Below are 16,588 nucleotides of genomic sequence, written 5' to 3'. Positions count from 1 at the left end.
TTGTACCCAAGAAGACCGGCACACTTACAGCAACTCGATACGACCGTCTTTAACAGTCAGACCTAGCTCACCAGACAAAAGCTTTTCAAGGCGATTACCTATGATTTGCTTGCGCCAGCCCTGCAAAAGTGCACAATCGCACTTGCCTGCGAGCAAATCGTGCAAGTCATCACGGGTTGCTAAAAGCTGAGGTGCGATGCCACACTCCGCCGAGCTAATACGCACCATCGCATTCATCAAATCGATGACACCCTCAGATTCTTTGGATGGATGCTCCTTATGAGCTCGACGAGGCAAATCAGAACCGTCCGATTTCGCCCCCCTACGCAGCGCTGCAAGCAAAGCTTCCGCATCTGAGGTGGAGATCTTCGCTGCCCCTCGAATGCGTTTTATAGCATTGATATCACGTGGAAGGTGACGGGAACACTCAACAAGCACCTCATCAGATACCACCCATCGACGCGGAACATCACGCTGGGCTGCCATTTCTTCTCGCCACGCACAAGCCTCACGCGCAATAGCAAGCTGTCGACGCGTGAGTGAAGCAGAATGCTTGAGATGTATGTATGCCTCACGCGGATCACGTGTGAGCGTAATTTTATCGATGAGCTGCTGCATCTCGGGCAAAACCCACCCAAGACGATCTTTTGCCAACAACTCATCCATTATCTTTTCATAGATACGAGGGAGGTAGCGCACATCATCAGCAGCATATTCCAACTGCTCGGCAGTCAAAGGTCGATGTGACCAATCACTTAAAGATTGTGCTTTGGGTAAACGCACGCGACACGCCTCGTTAACCAAGTCACCATAACTAATCTGCTGACGCATACCTAAAAATGCTGCTGCAAATTGTGTGTCAAAAACTGGTTGAGGCACCACATCTAACACATCAAAAAGCACCTCAAGATCTTGGCTGCACGCATGAAAAACTTTAACAATTTGTGCATCAATCATGATGTCTGCCAAGGGTGACAGGTCAGAAATTGCCAAGGGATCTATCAGGGCAATTTCCTCAACTGTGCCAAGCTGCACCAAGCAAAGCTTGGGGTAGTAGCTTTTCTCTCGTAAAAATTCTGTATCTACCGCAAGCATCTTGGCACAACGCGCATGCTCGCAAAAGCTTTCAAGCTCATCTTTGCTTGTTATGTACACGCAATCTCCCCGGTACTGATTCTCCTATAGATAGGGTATGTTTATGACTTGTGATGCTCGTTCACGCGGTCACACCTTCCCATCTTTTGGCCATCTACCATGATAGCTAACGAAGGTAGGTAGGTGCGCCCGAGACAAGGCAGTTAGTGGAGGATTTAATGCGGTGCTTGATTGTGCATAATTCACGCTCTGGTTTTGGCTCTTCAGCCATATATGAGTTTGAACGAGCACTGCTGAGCGGCGGTGACGAGTGCGTATTGCGCCTCCTCGCGGACAACCAACGCGCTGATGAGGCTGTTGTTGATGCCGAGGAATTTGACTTTGTGGTTGTCTCAGGTGGCGATGGTACAACTACCTCCTTGTTGTATGCACTACGTAATCGCGAGGTTATCACCTGTGTCTTCCCCTCTGGTACCGCAAACCTCTTTTGTGTCAATCTAAATACTGCTGCAGAGCCGTCCGCACTCGCACGCGCCTGCCGCATTGGCCGCACAGCGCAAACCGATTTAGGTGAGCTGACCTTTGTTGATGAGCAAGGCGTTGCTCATACGCGTGGTTTTTCCATCATGATGGGCACAGGCTATGACGCTCAGATTATGCAGGCAGCAGTTGAGGGCAAATCAACTTTTGGTGAAGCAGCTTACTTTGCCGCAGCTCTTGCCAATGTGCGCCCTGAGCTTCATCATTTCAAAATTACCGTAGATGGTAAGACCTTTGAACGCGAGGGTATTTCTTGTCTTATTGCCAACAACTCAACCCTACAAGGTGACGTTCGTATTGTCCCCGATGGGCGTATGGATGACGGTTTGCTAGAGGTTATTGTGCTTGAGCAGTCTAGTCCCGTTGGTTTGCTACGTCCGATTGTGGCCAGTCTCGTAGACAAAGAGGGGCGTAATCTTGGCCGTCCTGCTATTGAAATTTTCCGCGGCAAACATATTTGTGTCGAGCTCACAAAACCCGCCCCACTCCAATATGACGGAGAAACTTTTGATGGCAAAGTCATGAGTTATGAGGCGCGTGTGTTGCCACAAGCAAACCGCGTTATCGTTGACGGCTTGAGCAGCTATCATGACCATAACGATACTCACAACGAAGATAATCCTCGCTTTGGTGAAGCGATAGCACCTTCGTATCCTGTACCTCTGCATGCCAGCTTGCTTCACCGACCCTAAGGAGGTTTTAATGACCACTCATCCTAACAACTCCTTGCAAGAAGACTTACAAGAAGAGCAAGAAGAACCAAAGCAAGTAGAGTCAAAGCAAGACAAAACAGAAGCAAAACACGACGAAAATATGTTTGTCAACCAATCAATCATGCCTGCCGTTCCTGCAGTCATTGAATCCATCTCTGGTACCACAGCACCTGATAACGGTACAGCTGGAAATAAGGCTTATGTCATTGCAGGCATTGCGGTGTTGCTGCTCTTCTTACTGATTGGCGCGAGCTTTAGCGGTCTTGGCGCACTAGCTGAAGCGGTTGGCGATGAGCTGCTTTCCTCAGGCGATCCCTATATGTTTTCAAATAATAGTCATGGTGGCGAATCTCTTGAGGATGAATCAAATGGCCTCTATTCAGGTCAGTCTCAAGATAGTTCTCTCGTTGGAGACCTCTTGAAAGGGTAATATTTTGAGCAAAGCAGACCAGATTTTTGTTGACATGTGTCGCAATATAATTGACCACGGCACTACCACCCAAGGACAGCGCGTGCGCCCTCATTGGGAAGACGGTAGTTCTGCTTATACCATCAAACAGTTTGGCGTATGCAACCGTTATAACCTAAGCGAAGAATTTCCTGCGCTCACACTACGCCGCACTGGTCTTAAGAGTTGTATGGATGAAGTCCTGTGGATTTACCAACGTAAATCCAACAATATCAAAGACCTAAAACCTCATATTTGGGATGAATGGGCAGATGAGAGTGGTTCTATCGGCAAAGCATATGGATACCAAGTAGCCCAAAAAACACACTATCCCGAAGGCGCAATGGATCAGATGGATCGTGTGCTATGGCAACTCAAAAATGAACCGTACTCGCGTCGCATTATGACTAATCTTTATCAGTTTGCTGATTTACCAGAGATGAACCTGTATCCCTGTGCCTTTAACGCTATCTACAATGTAACGCAGGAGCCAAACGAGTCGAGACCTACCCTAAATATGTTGCTTGTGCAACGCAGTCAAGACGTATTGGCGGCAAATAACTGGAACGTATGTCAGTATGCCTTGTTGCTCATGATGGTGGCCCAAGTTTCTCAAATGAATGCAGGCGAGCTTGTACACATGATTGCTGATGCACATATTTATGATCGCCATGTGCCTGTTATTGAGGAGTTGATAAGCAGACCTCAATATGCAGCACCACGGGTAAGCCTTAATCCTGAAATACACAACTTCTATGACTTTACCACCAAGGACCTTATAGTTGAGAACTATCAACATGGTCCGCAGGTTAAAAATATTCCGATTGCAGTATAAGGAGCAATATGCGAGCAATTGTTGCGGTATGTTCTGACTGGGGCATTGGAAATAAAGGACAGCTCCTTGTGAATAATCGAGAGGATATGCGTCATTTTGTACGCTGCACCAAGGGTGGTACCGTGCTTATGGGACGCAGTACTCTCGATAGTTTTCCTGGCGGTCGTGCACTCAAAGAGCGTCGCAATATTGTGCTTACCCGTCAAAGCGATTTTTATCGCGAGGGTGTAGAACGCGCTGCTTCTGTAGAAGAAGCGTTAGAGCTGGTGAGTAGCGAGCAGCCCAATAAGGTATGGGTTATTGGTGGCAGCTCCGTTTACCGTCAGCTACTTCCCTACTGCAGCGAAGTTGTGGTAACCAAAAATGATTGTCTGCGCCCTGCCGATGCTTTCTTCCCCAATCTTGATGAGGATCCTAGCTGGCAGCTGAGCGAAATCGAAGAGGGCGGTAGTACTTCCGAAGGCATTCCCTTCTCATTCGCCCGCTATACCCGCGTCTAAACCACTTGCTTTTGTATCATGAGCTCTTCAGTTTATGAGATAAAAGCAATGAAGGTCTTGTTCATACAAAAGAGCCTCCCTTTCGAGAGGCTCTTTTTTACGGTTGTTATGACACTAACTACTACTGCAATGCAGTACCCATTTCATTCATGCCACCAAAAAGCGCATTATTGAAATCATTCATACTTTTGTCTTCAAAGTACCATGAGCCCTTGGAATTCTTCTTGAGATCAACCGTAATATCCTGGGCCTTACTATCAGCCTTTTCAAGGCAAGCATAGAGCTTTTCAAAGATAAACTTATAGAGCACTGTCGTGTCACTGCCAGACTGCGCATACAAATTCGTCATTTCATCTTTGATGCTATCGCTGGACAGCTCGGTTTGAAATGACTTGGTAGCAGCCTCAAAATCCTTGGTAGTTATTGAAAGCTTGGCGGTAGCCGTATCTCCATTCACCTCAATATCCTCAATTTTGTAATCAAAGTCGAGAAAGAGGTAGTGGAACAAATCATCGGGATCAATACCGATTTGGGCAATTGTCCCAAAGGAGGAATCCAGATACTCAATTTCATCCTTGGTGGCACCCGCCTTGACCACCGCCTTTTTGATGGACTTGACCGTAGGATTCTTGAAGGTATCAAGGACATCCTCAAGATCTTCCTGGATGACCTGCTTGTCATTATTGCCACAAGCAGTGATACCCAAGCTAATGGCAACGGCCAATACACAGGCACACGCTAGACCAAAAACTTTTTGTATCTTTGAATGTAGCTCCATCTTTTTTCCTCATATAAAGACCTACTGGAAGTCACCCGCATTGACTTGCGCCATGAGAAACTCCTCATCACGCTTGCGACCGCGAGCAAGCTCGGCTGCAGCAACAACAGGTACCCAATAGTGGATCTTTTGCTTGGCAACATCAGCCTTGCGCGTGTAGAGCTCAAGATAGCTCTCAGCCCAAATGGGATGGCGAAGCTTGAGAAGCAGATATGTCTGGGCAGCATCTACCACAGGATCACCAGCGGTAACGTGTGCCCAGTCACAGATGTAGAGCTCTCCATCATCAGCAACGATGATATTGCTAGGAACAAAGTCACCATGGCAAACTGCGCCGATGTTGTGCAAACTATCAACACGCAGCTCAAGGTCATAGCGGGTCGAAGGATCTATCGCCTTAACCGAGTTGACCATACGAGCAAGCTTGTCCTTTTGGCGATTAAGCAAGGGCGCCTTGACGTTTTGGACAGCAATCTGCAGATCAACCATTGTTTCGGTGAACTCTTGTAGTTTATCGAGGTCAGGATTGCTTTTGTCGGGGTAGGAAACCTCATTGGCAATCTCGCGCAAAGTACGACCAGGAATATAGCTGTTAGCAATAGCCCAGCTGCCATTCCATTCGCCACCCTCAATGCGCGAGACCTCAAGTACCTCAGATACCTTGATGTCAGTACCCATGATACGAGCAGTATTGAGTGCCTCATTAAAAACATCAGAGGCGGGTTTTTGGTCATTAAAGACCTTCACCACGCGGTTACCATCCTGGTAAACCACCTTGTTAAGACGACGTGCAAGTTCGGTTTTACTATCAGAGAGCTTCATGTCCATCCCTTCTTTTAAGAAACGGTACAGATTGGCTTATGCATCGTAAGAGCTGGCGGGACGACCATAGTAGGCGTCGAGATAAAGCTCACGGATCTCAGAGACCAGCGGATAGCGAGGATTGGCGCCTGTGCACTGATCGTTGAAGGCGTTCAGACTCATCTCATCGAGGGTATCAAGGAAGTATTTCTCATCAACACCATATTCAGCAATGGTGTGTTTGACTCCCACATGATCAAAGAGTTCAGCAATCTTTTTGAGGAAGTTCTCAAAGACCTCTTCATCCGTCTTGCCCTCACACCCACAGTAACGGCCACACTCAGCATAGCGAGCCAAGGTCTTGGGATGATCATACTGAGGGAAGGTTCCCATCTTGACAGGACGCTCAGAGGAGTTGTAGCGCATAACGCGCTGAAGCAAAACTGCATTTGCCCAACCATGAGGAATGTGGTGATAAGCACCCAGCTTATGAGCCATGGAGTGATTGACGCCCAAGAAAGCGTTTGCAAAGGCAAGACCGCCCAAGCAAGAAGCATTAGCCATATGGTCACGTGCCTCAACATCGTTGGGATTGTCATAGGCACGAGGCAGATAATCAAAGACATTCTTCATGCCACGCAGAGCCCAAGGGTCGGTAAAGTCACTCGACATAACCGAAACATAGGCCTCAAGGCAGTGAGTTAAGACGTCGACACCTGAAGCGGAAGTCAAGCCCTTGGGCTGAGTCATCATGTTGTTGGTGTCTACGATGGCCATATTGGGCATGAGTTCGTAGTCGGTGATGGGGTACTTAATACCTGTCGTAGCATCGGTAATGATAGAGAATGGCGTTACCTCAGAACCAGTACCTGAGCTAGTAGGAATCGCGACAAAGAAGGCTTTCTTGCCCATCTTGGGGAAGTCATAAACACGCTTGCGAATGTCCATGAAGTCCATGGCCATATCAGCAAACTTCTCTTCGGGGTTCTCATACATTGACCACATGATCTTGCCGCAGTCCATAGCAGAACCGCCGCCGATAGCAATAATGCAATCGGGCTCGAAGGCACGCAGTTGAGTCAGACCTTCTTCTGCGGACTGGAGCGTGGGATCGGGGGCAACATTCCAGAAGCTGGAGTGAGCAATGCCTTGGGCGTCCAGGCTCTCTTCAATTTTTTTGGTAAAGCCAGACTTAAAGAGGAATTGGTCAGTCACGATGAAGGCGCGCTTCTTACCATAGACGGCACCCAGTTCACGCAGAGCTACAGGCATGCAGCCCTTCTTAAAATAGACCTTCTCGGGAGTACGTACCCACAGCATATTCTCACGCCTCTCTGCCACCGACTTGGTATTGAGTAGCTGGTGGACGTCAATGTTGCCGGAGAAGGAGTTGCCGCCCCAAGAGCCGCAACCCAGTGTTAGCGACGGGGTTAGAGCAAAGTTGTAGATGTCACCAATACCACCTTGCGAAGAAGGAGTATTGATGAGAACACGGCTGGTCTTCATAGCAGCGGCATGAGCGGAAATCTTTTCACGCTCATTTACGTTGACGTACAGCGAAGCGGTGTGGCCATAGCCACCATCAGCAACCAGACGCTCTGCTTTGGCAAGAGCTTCCTCAAAGGTCTCAGCCTTGTACATGCCAAGCACAGGAGAGAGTTTCTCGTGAGCCATCTCTTCTGCAGGAGAGACATCACTCACCTCACCGATAAGAATCTTGGTGCCCTCGGGAACCTCAACACCTGCCATTTGGGCAATAGTATGGGCAGACTGACCAACAATTTTGGCATTGACACCACCATTGATGATGACAGTCTTTTTGACCTTCTCAAGGTCATCACCATACAAAAAGACGCAGCCACGATGCTCAAACTCAGATTTAACTTCATCATAGATGTCAGCCAAAACAGTCACAGACTGCTCAGAAGCACAGATCATGCCATTATCAAAAGTCTTGGAATGGATGATGGAGCTCACGGCAAGTTTGATGTCAGCCGTAGAATCAATAATGGCAGGTGTGTTGCCCGGACCAACACCGAGCGCAGGGGTACCTGAGCTATATGCAGCGCTGACCATGCCAGGGCCACCCGTAGCCAAAATGATATCTGCCGAGCGCATAAGGCCATTGGTAGCAGCGAGCGAAGGAGAAGCAATCCAGCCAACAACACCCGCAGGTGCGCCTGCGCTAACGGCTGCCTCAGCAATAATACGAGCAGCTTCAGCCGTGCAATTCTTTGCACGAGGATGCGGAGAGATCATGATTGCATTGCGGGTTTTAAGGCAGAGCAAGCACTTGAAAATTGCTGTAGAGGTGGGGTTGGTAGTAGGAATAACTGCCGCTACCACACCTAAAGGCTCTGCAATCTTGGTCATACCAAACGCAGAATCTTCTTCGATAACGCCACAGGTCTTGGTATCTTTGTACTGGTTGTAAATGTATTCGGAAGCAAAGTGGTTCTTGATAACTTTGTCTTCCATGATGCCCATGCCTGTCTCCTCGACAGCCATCTGAGCAAGCGGAATACGAGCCTTGTTAGCTGCCATTGCCGCTTCATAGAAAATCTTGTCAACTTGCTCTTGGGTGTATGTCGCGAAGATGGCTTGTGCCTCGCGCATTCGCGCAAGCGCTCCATCAAGCGCATCGTCACTATCCACGACGATATAGGCCTGTTTGTCTGCCATGGCTCCCCTTCCCATGTCGGATGCGAGTTTGCCCTACCCTCTATGGTACTAGGCATAGCAAGATTTTTGCATCAAAAAGCGTATTCAATTAATCAAAATATGGGTTGACCAGGACTCTGTATACAAGTAAAGCGAGTTATGCGCTCAAAAATACTTTAGCTACTCAGCTGCGCAAGTCCATGCATGGATCGGATAATTCAAGCGTCTATGGGCAATCAACCATTGACTATGCGTTAAGCAAAATTTCAAGGTGGCCGATAAGAAAATCTACACTCATGTGACGACAATCAAGACGATAAACTTCACGTCCATCCAAAGGACCGCGGTAACAGAGCAAATCATTGGTACTCGCAGAATTTTTTGCAGAAAGCTTCTTCGCGAGCGCTACCTCAATATAGGGGCCAAAACCACCCTGCAGAGTAGACGGTGCACAAGCATTCAGTTGATCGCGCTGGCTTGAGTCGTTTTGATTGCGCAAAAGTCCAGGGTAATAGACATGCTTTACCACAGGATGTGCCACCAAATATGCTGCTACGGCAAAAGCAACATCACTCGACTCATGCCATAGCTTCTCATAGGCACGATAGCGCAAAAGCAAAGCGTCCTGCTTGCCTACATCTACACGAGGCAGGCGGTCTATATGCTCCTGGATCCGAACAGACCAAGCAGAACCCTTGCGAGGCAGCGATATCGCCACTATTCCCTTTGCACTGCTTCCGCAGGTATCTTCCAAACGCTCGAAACACACATCAGCACCTAGACGAATTGCTGAGCAAGCAAAGGCACTACAGTTACTTGTATTGACCAACAAGGCTTTCCCTTGCTGGTGAGTCCGCTGTGCTTCTTTGCGAATATCAGAGCAGCTTAAAGGGAGGCTGCCCAAGACATCCACACTGCTAAGCGTAGCGCAGGAACTTGCCCAACTCTGCAGACACGCAAGTGTCTCTGCATCGTTACCTGCAACAATGCGAGTATAAGCTTTACCTAATAAGCGAGAAATGAGTTCTTCTAGCTCAGTTTGACTCATAGTCATTCCTTAGCGCCGCACGTAATTATCTTTGCAAGCCTTAGTTCTTGGACATTCTGTCTTTGAGTTTGCCAACCCAAGAGCTTGGTTGCACACTGCGCATTCTCTGTAACTGGTCTTGCTGCCAGTACGTCAGCGTAAGGACAGCCTTTGTCATCTGATTGCTCACACTACGTTTAGAATCGCTCGCAAGAGTGACTAACTGATCACCACCGGCCTCCATGACAGCTTTTGCCTCAGCACCCACTTCGCTCACCTTGGCCTTTAACTCAGATGGCGCTCCTGCAACAACCTGATACATACGCTCGCCACGTTGTGTTAGCTCGTTGTCTAGGTCTTTGACCTTCATCTGAAGCTCGGACAATACCGCCTCAGTTAACGCGAAATCCGCACCAAAAATAGCTGCTGCAACCAGAGAAATTACTTCTAGCACCAAAGGATTAAGCAATGACTCAACGGAGGCAAACCAAGGAAGTGCAATCCTCAGCGCAAAGGAACCCGCCGCACCAAATATCAAAGAAACTGGCAGGCAGATACGTCCATGGATATTCAAAGGCATGTGGCTGTAGTCCCACCAACGTGCATTAAAGCGCTGCTCAAGGTACCAAGAGGTAGCGTACTCAATAACAATACCTCCTACTACACAGATAACAAAAGTCTGTAGCAAAGGTAAGGTACCTGTCCATTTTTCAATAACGGCAAAGGTAAACTGAGCGCTGAGAACACCAACGCCATAAATGGGACAAATCGGTCCAAACAGGAAGCCTCGGCTTTGGAAGCTTCCTGAATGGACCGTGCAAAAAAAAGTTTCCCACAGCCAGCCACAAAAACTAAAAAAGAGAAAAGTGATAAAGCTTCTGGCAATGAGCATAAATCCTTACCTACTCTTTAGTTGCGCGCAGAAATCTCAGCGGTAATTGCGCTAACAAAGTCATCAAGCTGGCTCTGGTGGGTTTCATTGCTGCGATCACGAACAGAAATATATTCGCCATCACGCTCCTGTTCACCCAAAATCAGCATGTAAGGCACACGATCGATGCCACGCGCTTCACGAATCTTATAGCCTATCTTCTCGTCACGGTCATCCACCTTGACACGAATACGGGCATCGCGAAGCACATCGGCGACCTGGTGAGCATACTCACGGGTTTTTTGAGAGACAGGCAAAATCTTGACTTGGCAAGGAGAGAGCCACGTGGGGAACTTGCCTGCATACTGCTCGGTCAACATGCCAATAAAGCGCTCAAAACTGCCAAAGCCTGCACGATGAATCATGATGGGGCGCTGCTTGCTGCCATCAGCGGTGGTGTATTCCAACTCAAAGTTTTGTGGAAGTTGGAAGTCAAGCTGGATGGTACCGCACTGCCACTCACGGCCCAAACAATCCTCTAGATGAAAATCAATCTTGGGTCCATAGAAAGCGCCATCGCCTGGGTTGAGCTTGTAGTCAACACCAAGCTTCTCAAGGGCATCCTTAAGACCCGCCTCGGCACGCTCCCAATCTTCATCCGAACCCATTGAGTCAGCAGGACGGGTAGAAAGCTCAACGCGATAAGGGAAGCCAAATTGCTCGTAATAAGCAGTAATCAGATGCGCCGTATCAGTAACCTGCTCGGTAATTTGATCAGGGCGAATGAAGAGGTGCGCATCATCCTGTGTGAAGGAGCGGACACGGAAAAGACCATGGAGCGCGCCACGGAGCTCATGGCGGTGGTCAAGTCCTGCTTCTGCAAGCTTGAGAGGCAAGTCACGATAGCTGCGAGGCTTGCTCTTGTAAATGAGGCAGGCACCAGGACAGTTCATAGGCTTGACGGCAAAATCTTCATCGTCAATCTTGGTGGTATACATATTTTCTTTGTAATGGTCCCAGTGACCTGAGGTTTCCCACAGCTTGCGGGACAAAATAATTGGCGTTTGGACCTCATCATAACCATGGCTCATCTGCATCTCATGCCAATAATCCATGAGGGAATTCTTAAGCAGCATGCCATTGGGAAGCCAGAAAGGAAAACCTGGACCCTCGTCTGCCATCATAAAGAGTTCCATCTCGGCGCCAATCTTACGATGATCGCGCTTCTTGGCCTCTTCAATGAGACGCTCATGCTCGGCAAGCTCTTCTTTATTACGGAAAGCAGTACCGCTAATACGCGTAAGCATCTTGTTGTTGGCATCAGCTTTCCAATAAGCACCGGAAACAGCAGTAAGCTTGAACGCTTTGAGTCCTTTGGTATACATGAGGTGAGGACCAACACACATATCAATATAGTCGCCCTGCTGATAGAAGGTAATGCGTGCATCCTCAGGCAAATCACCGATATGCTCGACCTTGTACTTCTCACCGCGTTCCTGCATAAGCTCAATAGCCTCACCACGAGGTAGCTCAAAGGTCGAAATCTTTTCGTTGGCCTTGGTAATTGCACGCATCTGCGCTTCAATGGCAGGCAAATCATCTTCGGAAATTTTGGTATCGCCAAGGTCAATGTCGTAATAAAAGCCATTCTCATTGGCAGGACCATAACCAAAGTGAGCTTGGGGATAGAGCGACTTTACCGCTTCTGCCAGGATATGTGCTGCCGTATGACGGATAACGTGGAGCTCCTCCTCAGCGGGAATCTCATCCACATGACCATCGTTAAAAAGAACCTTCATGGAAAACCTCTCCCTGCAAATAAAATTCAACAATACCAAGGCGCTTGCCCGCGACCAAAAGGCCGTATCAAGAGGCAGGCGCCTAGATAGTTGGCGTGCGCATGATTTCTTCAAGAGGCTTCATTGAGTTGTTTTTCATCGTGGGGCAATATCCCCAAGGATGCCACATACTTCTTGCCTCCCGGCTAAACGACATACACAGACTGTCTTACTTTACAACACTCTACACAGATGCAACAGCGCCGCCATATTTTCTGGCGTAATACCACTTTCCTGATGCACGTATACAGCGGTGTTCCGCTCAGAAAAGATTTTTGAGGTCAAAGCAAGAAACTTTACTTTCTGTATGATCCAAGGCAACGCCGGAGCTAAAAAAACACCCGCTTGAAAGCGGGTGTCTAAAAGTATCTGTATTTTACCTTTACTGGATATGCGTACGGCAATAAGGGCACACTTTCCAGTCAGCATTTAAAGGACGGTGACAAGTTGGACAGACGTTGCGCACCTGTGTGTTGCAGATGGGGCAAACAACAAAGTCACGGTCAATGGGAGCCCCGCACTTAGGGCAAATGCCATAGTGAGACAGCTGATGCTCACGCAGAGCAATATCCAAGTCCTGCTCTTCTCGATCTACCAGATAGCTGGATGGACGAAGAATAACGTAGGCCAAAAGACCGACTATAGGAATGACCGAAATAATGGCCCACAGCCACCAAGGCTCAGCTCCACGACGTTGCGCATCACGAATGACATAAACAATCGAGAGGATGTAAAGCATCACGATGCAAGCGACGAAGAGGTACAAAACCATGCGCACTTCGGGCGTAATAATTTGATTCATAAGCTCAGACATGACTACGGCAGCCTTTCAACGGCGTTAGTTGCTCGAATCATAATAGCAAAAGGCGTCCATTTAAATAGGCACAACAACAATTGCTGACCGAGTTGTACAAGATAGGCATATGAAATTAGTGCTTTGGCGGTACAGGATGACCAAGTAGGGCCGCAATCTCTCCTGCCAGTGTGATGGTGCCACAGCAAACACAGTCTTGGTGAGCATCAGCAAGCGACGTAAGCGCTTCTGCTGTGGTGGAATAGATAGCACTCACTTTTTTTCCTGCCTGCTCAAAGCACGCGGCAAGCTCAGGTGCTGGCAATGCTCGCAAAGAATCTGTCTGCGTGCAATAAATCTCAGGGAATTCAGGGGCAAGGAGGTGCACAACTTCTTGGTAATTCTTGTCAGCAAAAATTGCACAAAGCAAAGCAGGGCGTTTGGAGACATCGGCTTCGATAGCTTGTATTGCTGCAATAAACGCAGCGATGGACTGGGGGTTATGACTTGCATCCACCAATACCAGAGGATTTGTCCGGTAGACATCAAAGCGTCCAGGCGTGGGACAACTTACAACTGAATCATAAAGTTTATCTTCATCCAGTGCATGGTCAAGATAGTCTTCGGCAAGCTGTACCGCACAGCAGATATTTGCCGCTTGATAGTCAGGTTTGAGTGCAGAAATATCCTGATAGTTCGCTCGAGTACTCGTTATATCCATCACCATCGAGCCACCCACACGCTCAGCATGCCGAGAAATGCGATAGCGTACATGAGGCAGCGTCTCATGTACTGCAAGAGTGCCGGGATGCAAAAGGCCTCTCGCATCAATCAGCCGCTCAGGACGCACTAGGCTAGGTATAACGTTTTGCGCCTGACACTGCGCAAGAAAAACATCTTCGACGCTCGAAGGAGTCGCTGTTCCCACACCAAGTACACAGCTGCGACCAGTCTTAATAATGGCAGCCTTTTCTGCAGCAATCTTTTCGAGAGTATCACCGAGTACTGCCATATGATCTAGACCGATACCCGTAATTGCACAGTTAGTGATATTGCCGTAGGCAGAAGTAGCATCCCATCTACCACCCATGCCACATTCCAGTACCACCACATCAACATCAGCTTCAGCAAAAACAACCGCTGCGGCTACCGTAATAAGGTCAAACTCTGTAATGTCATAAGGACGCTCTTTTGCTTGCTTGCGACGCGCATTAACACGCATGCCTGCCTGAGCTGCTGCCGAAAGACCATGTGCAAAGCTCTCCTTGGATACGGTATGTCCACCAATTTCCATACGGTCGGTATAACTCGTAAGGCCTGGTGAGGTATACAAAGCACAGCTAAGGCCTTCGCCCATAAGAATGGCTGCGGTATAACGTGCCGTGCTGGTTTTGCCATTAGTGCCAGCGATTTGCAAAGCATCGAAGCATAAATCAGGATTTCCCAGCTCAGCAAGCATATCGATAACGGTTTCGAGCATGGGTTGAATACCAAAATGTAGCGCCCGATGCAGCTGATCAAGCGCTTGCTCATAATCCCAGTTTATAACCTCAAAAGGAAGAGAATAAGCCATGGCTACCCCCTAATGGCTTACACCCAAAAGGCGCAGCGCTTCAGTGCGAGTTTTTTCGTTTTGCTTAAAACAACCACGGACCGAGGAGGTTACCGTCACGGCACCTGCGGCACGGACACCCCTCATGGTCATACAGGTATGCTCTGCTTCGATAACCACCATCACGCCCAAGGGATTAAGCTCGGCTACCATTGCATCAGCTACTTCTGCTGTCAGACGTTCTTGTACCTGTGGACGCGCCGCAAAGCCCGCCACACAGCGAGCAATTTTGGAAAGACCCGTAATGCGACCTGCGCGTGGAATGTAGGCAACGTGTGCCTTACCAATAAAGGGCAAAAGATGATGTTCACACATAGAGTGAAATGGGATATCCCGCACGATAACCATCTCTTCGTTATGGTCTTCTTGGAACTGCTTGCGCAAGTAACGGGCAGGATCATCAGATAGACCAGCAAAAAGTTCTTCGCAGGCACGCGCCACACGATCGGGAGTACCCTGCAGACCCTCGCGATGAGGATCTTCCCCTATCGCATAGAGTAGTTCGCGGATGGCGGCTTCAGCACGAGGACGATCAATCTTGCTGGTAGCCTGCCCTGCCATCTGCGTATATGTTTGTTCGTCAGCCATCTAGGCTACCGTCCTCTCAGCTGCTTCGACCACATGCTGCGCCAGCACTGCCGTCGTCACAGAACCAACACCTCCTGGCACAGGCGTGATTGCCGCAACAAGGGATTCAACAGCTTCAAAGTCTACGTCACCGACAAGTTTTGCCGCATTAGTATCCCAATTAATACCAACATCAACAACAATCTGATTTTCGTGCACAAAAGCAGCGCCAATGGTTTTTGCATGACCTGCGGCAACCACCAAAATGTCTGCGGCACGGCAATGCTCGGCTAAGTTGCGTGTTTTTGTATGACACATGGTCACCGTCGCATTTTTTGCCTGAAGCATCATAGATACGGGTTTGCCAATCACAAGAGAACGTCCAACAACGCAAATATCGGCTCCACGAAGCTCATAGCCGTAATACTCGAGCAAGCGCACAACTGCCTCTGCGGTACAAGGCGGAAAGCCTTCGGGACGCGAGGCAAAAACACCAGCAAGTGAGCCCATCGTAATGCAGTCAATGTCCTTGCTTATATCAAGAAGCTCACAAGCGCACGTTTCATCCAAATGGGCAGGCAGCGGACGAAACATCAAACATCCATGAATATCATCGCGCGTATTTACCTCACCAATCACCTTGAGTAGCTCCTCTTGACTGCAGTCAAGAGGCAGGATGAACTGACAAACACCCAGCCCTATCTTCTCAGCACGTTTAAGAATTCCACGCTCATAGGAAAGGTCATCTGCACGCTCACCTACCCGCACGATTGCTAAAGTAGGTGTAATACCCTGTTCTTTGAGCAGCGCGGTACGCAGCTGGAGCTTTTCGGTCAACGCAGCAGCTACGGGCGCACCTTGTAATAGCTTTGCCATTTTTACCTCTTTAGTTGGTCAAATATCTTTCGAGCAACTAAGTTGCCCCGCTCGGGGTACATATCCAACAATGTTTTCGCATCATTCTCGACGGCAATTGCCCAGTCATGTGAACGAAACGGCTTGGTATTCACAAAAACATTAAGAGCCGCACTCTGCAGCGCAGCAACAGCAAAATAAGCACCACACGCTACATCAGAAAGAAGCATGCGTGAGCCCTTTTGCCCCATCTCATCAAGAAGGTCAATGGTCTGGGCACATACATGCATCATCTCAAGTGGGGCCTTACACGCATCTTGGGTAGCCGCCTCGAGAATTGCTATACGCTGAGGATCTTCTTTGGGAATTGTATAGGCGCGCGAAAGCGGCTCAAAAGCAATAGCGTCATCATCAACGAGATTAAGTAATTTTTCACGGAGCTCTCCGGCGTCCACAAGCATACGTTGGATGTCTGCCTCTACCTCGGCATAGCGCTTTTTACCTGTGGTGAAATTGCCCACCATTGAACAGAGTGCTGCAGAAAGTGCACCCACCAGAGCTGCTGCTCCCCCGCCTCCCGGCACGGGCTGCTTTGAAGCTAATACCGCAGCAAAATCGCGACAACTAAGTGTGCTCAGTTGTTCTGTCATGAAG

General features: G+C 48.7%; 16 protein-coding genes. 4 read left to right on the top strand and 12 right to left on the bottom strand.

Annotation, left to right across the window (positions count from 1 at the left end):
• Nucleotides 1–24: 24 nt before the first annotated feature.
• Nucleotides 25–1,155 (bottom strand): ribonuclease D, encoded by a 1,131-nt coding sequence (gene rnd / locus BN4314_RS07185; protein WP_021735514.1) that lies wholly within the window; start codon nucleotides 1,153–1,155, stop codon nucleotides 25–27.
• 158 nt (nucleotides 1,156–1,313) lie between these two features.
• On the opposite strand from rnd, the gene BN4314_RS07180 reads away from it, so the two are divergent.
• From BN4314_RS07180 to BN4314_RS07165, 4 genes are read left to right on the top strand one after another with little or no spacing between them, the layout of a single operon-like run.
• On the top strand, nucleotides 1,314–2,327 hold the full coding sequence (locus tag BN4314_RS07180) for a diacylglycerol/lipid kinase family protein (RefSeq protein WP_021735435.1): 1,014 nt from the start codon (nucleotides 1,314–1,316) through the stop codon (nucleotides 2,325–2,327).
• A gap of 10 nt (nucleotides 2,328–2,337) precedes the next feature.
• On the top strand, nucleotides 2,338–2,778 hold the full coding sequence (locus BN4314_RS07175; protein WP_068540547.1) for a hypothetical protein: 441 nt from the start codon (nucleotides 2,338–2,340) through the stop codon (nucleotides 2,776–2,778).
• Between the two features lie 4 nt (nucleotides 2,779–2,782).
• Nucleotides 2,783–3,631, top strand: a complete 849-nt coding sequence (gene thyA / locus BN4314_RS07170) for a thymidylate synthase (protein WP_068540545.1) — start codon at nucleotides 2,783–2,785, stop codon at nucleotides 3,629–3,631.
• 8 nt (nucleotides 3,632–3,639) lie between these two features.
• Nucleotides 3,640–4,131, top strand: a complete 492-nt coding sequence (locus tag BN4314_RS07165) for a dihydrofolate reductase (RefSeq protein ID WP_021735344.1) — start codon at nucleotides 3,640–3,642, stop codon at nucleotides 4,129–4,131.
• A 121-nt stretch (nucleotides 4,132–4,252) separates the two neighbouring features.
• On the opposite strand, the gene BN4314_RS07160 is transcribed toward BN4314_RS07165, so the two are convergent.
• From BN4314_RS07160 to BN4314_RS07110, 11 genes are all read right to left on the bottom strand, one after another.
• Nucleotides 4,253–4,909 carry a hypothetical protein gene (locus tag BN4314_RS07160; protein WP_068540543.1) on the bottom strand — a complete coding sequence of 219 codons (657 nt, stop codon included), beginning with the start codon at nucleotides 4,907–4,909 and terminating at the stop codon, nucleotides 4,253–4,255.
• Nucleotides 4,910–4,930: 21 nt separating this feature from the next.
• Entirely contained in the window at nucleotides 4,931–5,731 is an 801-nt protein-coding gene (locus BN4314_RS07155) for an aminoglycoside phosphotransferase family protein (protein ID WP_021735490.1), read from the bottom strand.
• Between the two features lie 36 nt (nucleotides 5,732–5,767).
• Nucleotides 5,768–8,392 carry a bifunctional acetaldehyde-CoA/alcohol dehydrogenase gene (gene adhE, locus BN4314_RS07150; RefSeq protein WP_068540541.1) on the bottom strand — a complete coding sequence of 875 codons (2,625 nt, stop codon included), beginning with the start codon at nucleotides 8,390–8,392 and terminating at the stop codon, nucleotides 5,768–5,770.
• Between the two features lie 226 nt (nucleotides 8,393–8,618).
• Entirely contained in the window at nucleotides 8,619–9,419 is an 801-nt protein-coding gene (locus tag BN4314_RS07145) for a PLP-dependent aminotransferase family protein (RefSeq protein WP_068540539.1), read from the bottom strand.
• Nucleotides 9,420–9,459: 40 nt separating this feature from the next.
• On the bottom strand, nucleotides 9,460–10,290 hold the full coding sequence (locus tag BN4314_RS07140; RefSeq protein ID WP_021735325.1) for a putative ABC transporter permease: 831 nt from the start codon (nucleotides 10,288–10,290) through the stop codon (nucleotides 9,460–9,462).
• Nucleotides 10,291–10,307: 17 nt separating this feature from the next.
• Nucleotides 10,308–12,068, bottom strand: a complete 1,761-nt coding sequence (gene thrS, locus BN4314_RS07135) for a threonine--tRNA ligase (RefSeq protein WP_068540537.1) — start codon at nucleotides 12,066–12,068, stop codon at nucleotides 10,308–10,310.
• Nucleotides 12,069–12,489: 421 nt separating this feature from the next.
• Nucleotides 12,490–12,921 (bottom strand): double zinc ribbon domain-containing protein, encoded by a 432-nt coding sequence (locus BN4314_RS07130; protein ID WP_021735337.1) that lies wholly within the window; start codon nucleotides 12,919–12,921, stop codon nucleotides 12,490–12,492.
• Nucleotides 12,922–13,036: 115 nt separating this feature from the next.
• Nucleotides 13,037–14,473, bottom strand: coding sequence for a bifunctional folylpolyglutamate synthase/dihydrofolate synthase (locus tag BN4314_RS07125; RefSeq protein WP_068540535.1), 1,437 nt, complete (start codon nucleotides 14,471–14,473; stop codon nucleotides 13,037–13,039).
• 9 nt (nucleotides 14,474–14,482) lie between these two features.
• Nucleotides 14,483–15,100: a GTP cyclohydrolase I FolE gene (folE, locus tag BN4314_RS07120; protein WP_021735447.1), complete on the bottom strand. Its 618-nt coding sequence runs from the start codon at nucleotides 15,098–15,100 to the stop codon at nucleotides 14,483–14,485.
• Nucleotides 15,101–15,955: a bifunctional 5,10-methylenetetrahydrofolate dehydrogenase/5,10-methenyltetrahydrofolate cyclohydrolase gene (locus BN4314_RS07115; protein ID WP_068540533.1), complete on the bottom strand. Its 855-nt coding sequence runs from the start codon at nucleotides 15,953–15,955 to the stop codon at nucleotides 15,101–15,103.
• Nucleotides 15,956–15,957: 2 nt separating this feature from the next.
• A complete protein-coding gene (locus BN4314_RS07110; protein WP_068540531.1) occupies nucleotides 15,958–16,584 on the bottom strand; it encodes a cyclodeaminase/cyclohydrolase family protein in 627 nt (208 codons plus the stop codon).
• Between the last annotated feature and the right edge of the window lie 4 nt (nucleotides 16,585–16,588).

Source organism: Olegusella massiliensis (assembly GCF_900078545.1).
In the GTDB taxonomy this organism is placed as follows: Bacteria; Actinomycetota; Coriobacteriia; order Coriobacteriales; family Atopobiaceae; genus Olegusella; species Olegusella massiliensis.
The sequence above is the reverse complement of the archived record's forward strand: the minus strand, read 5'-3'. Positions and strand labels throughout refer to the sequence as shown.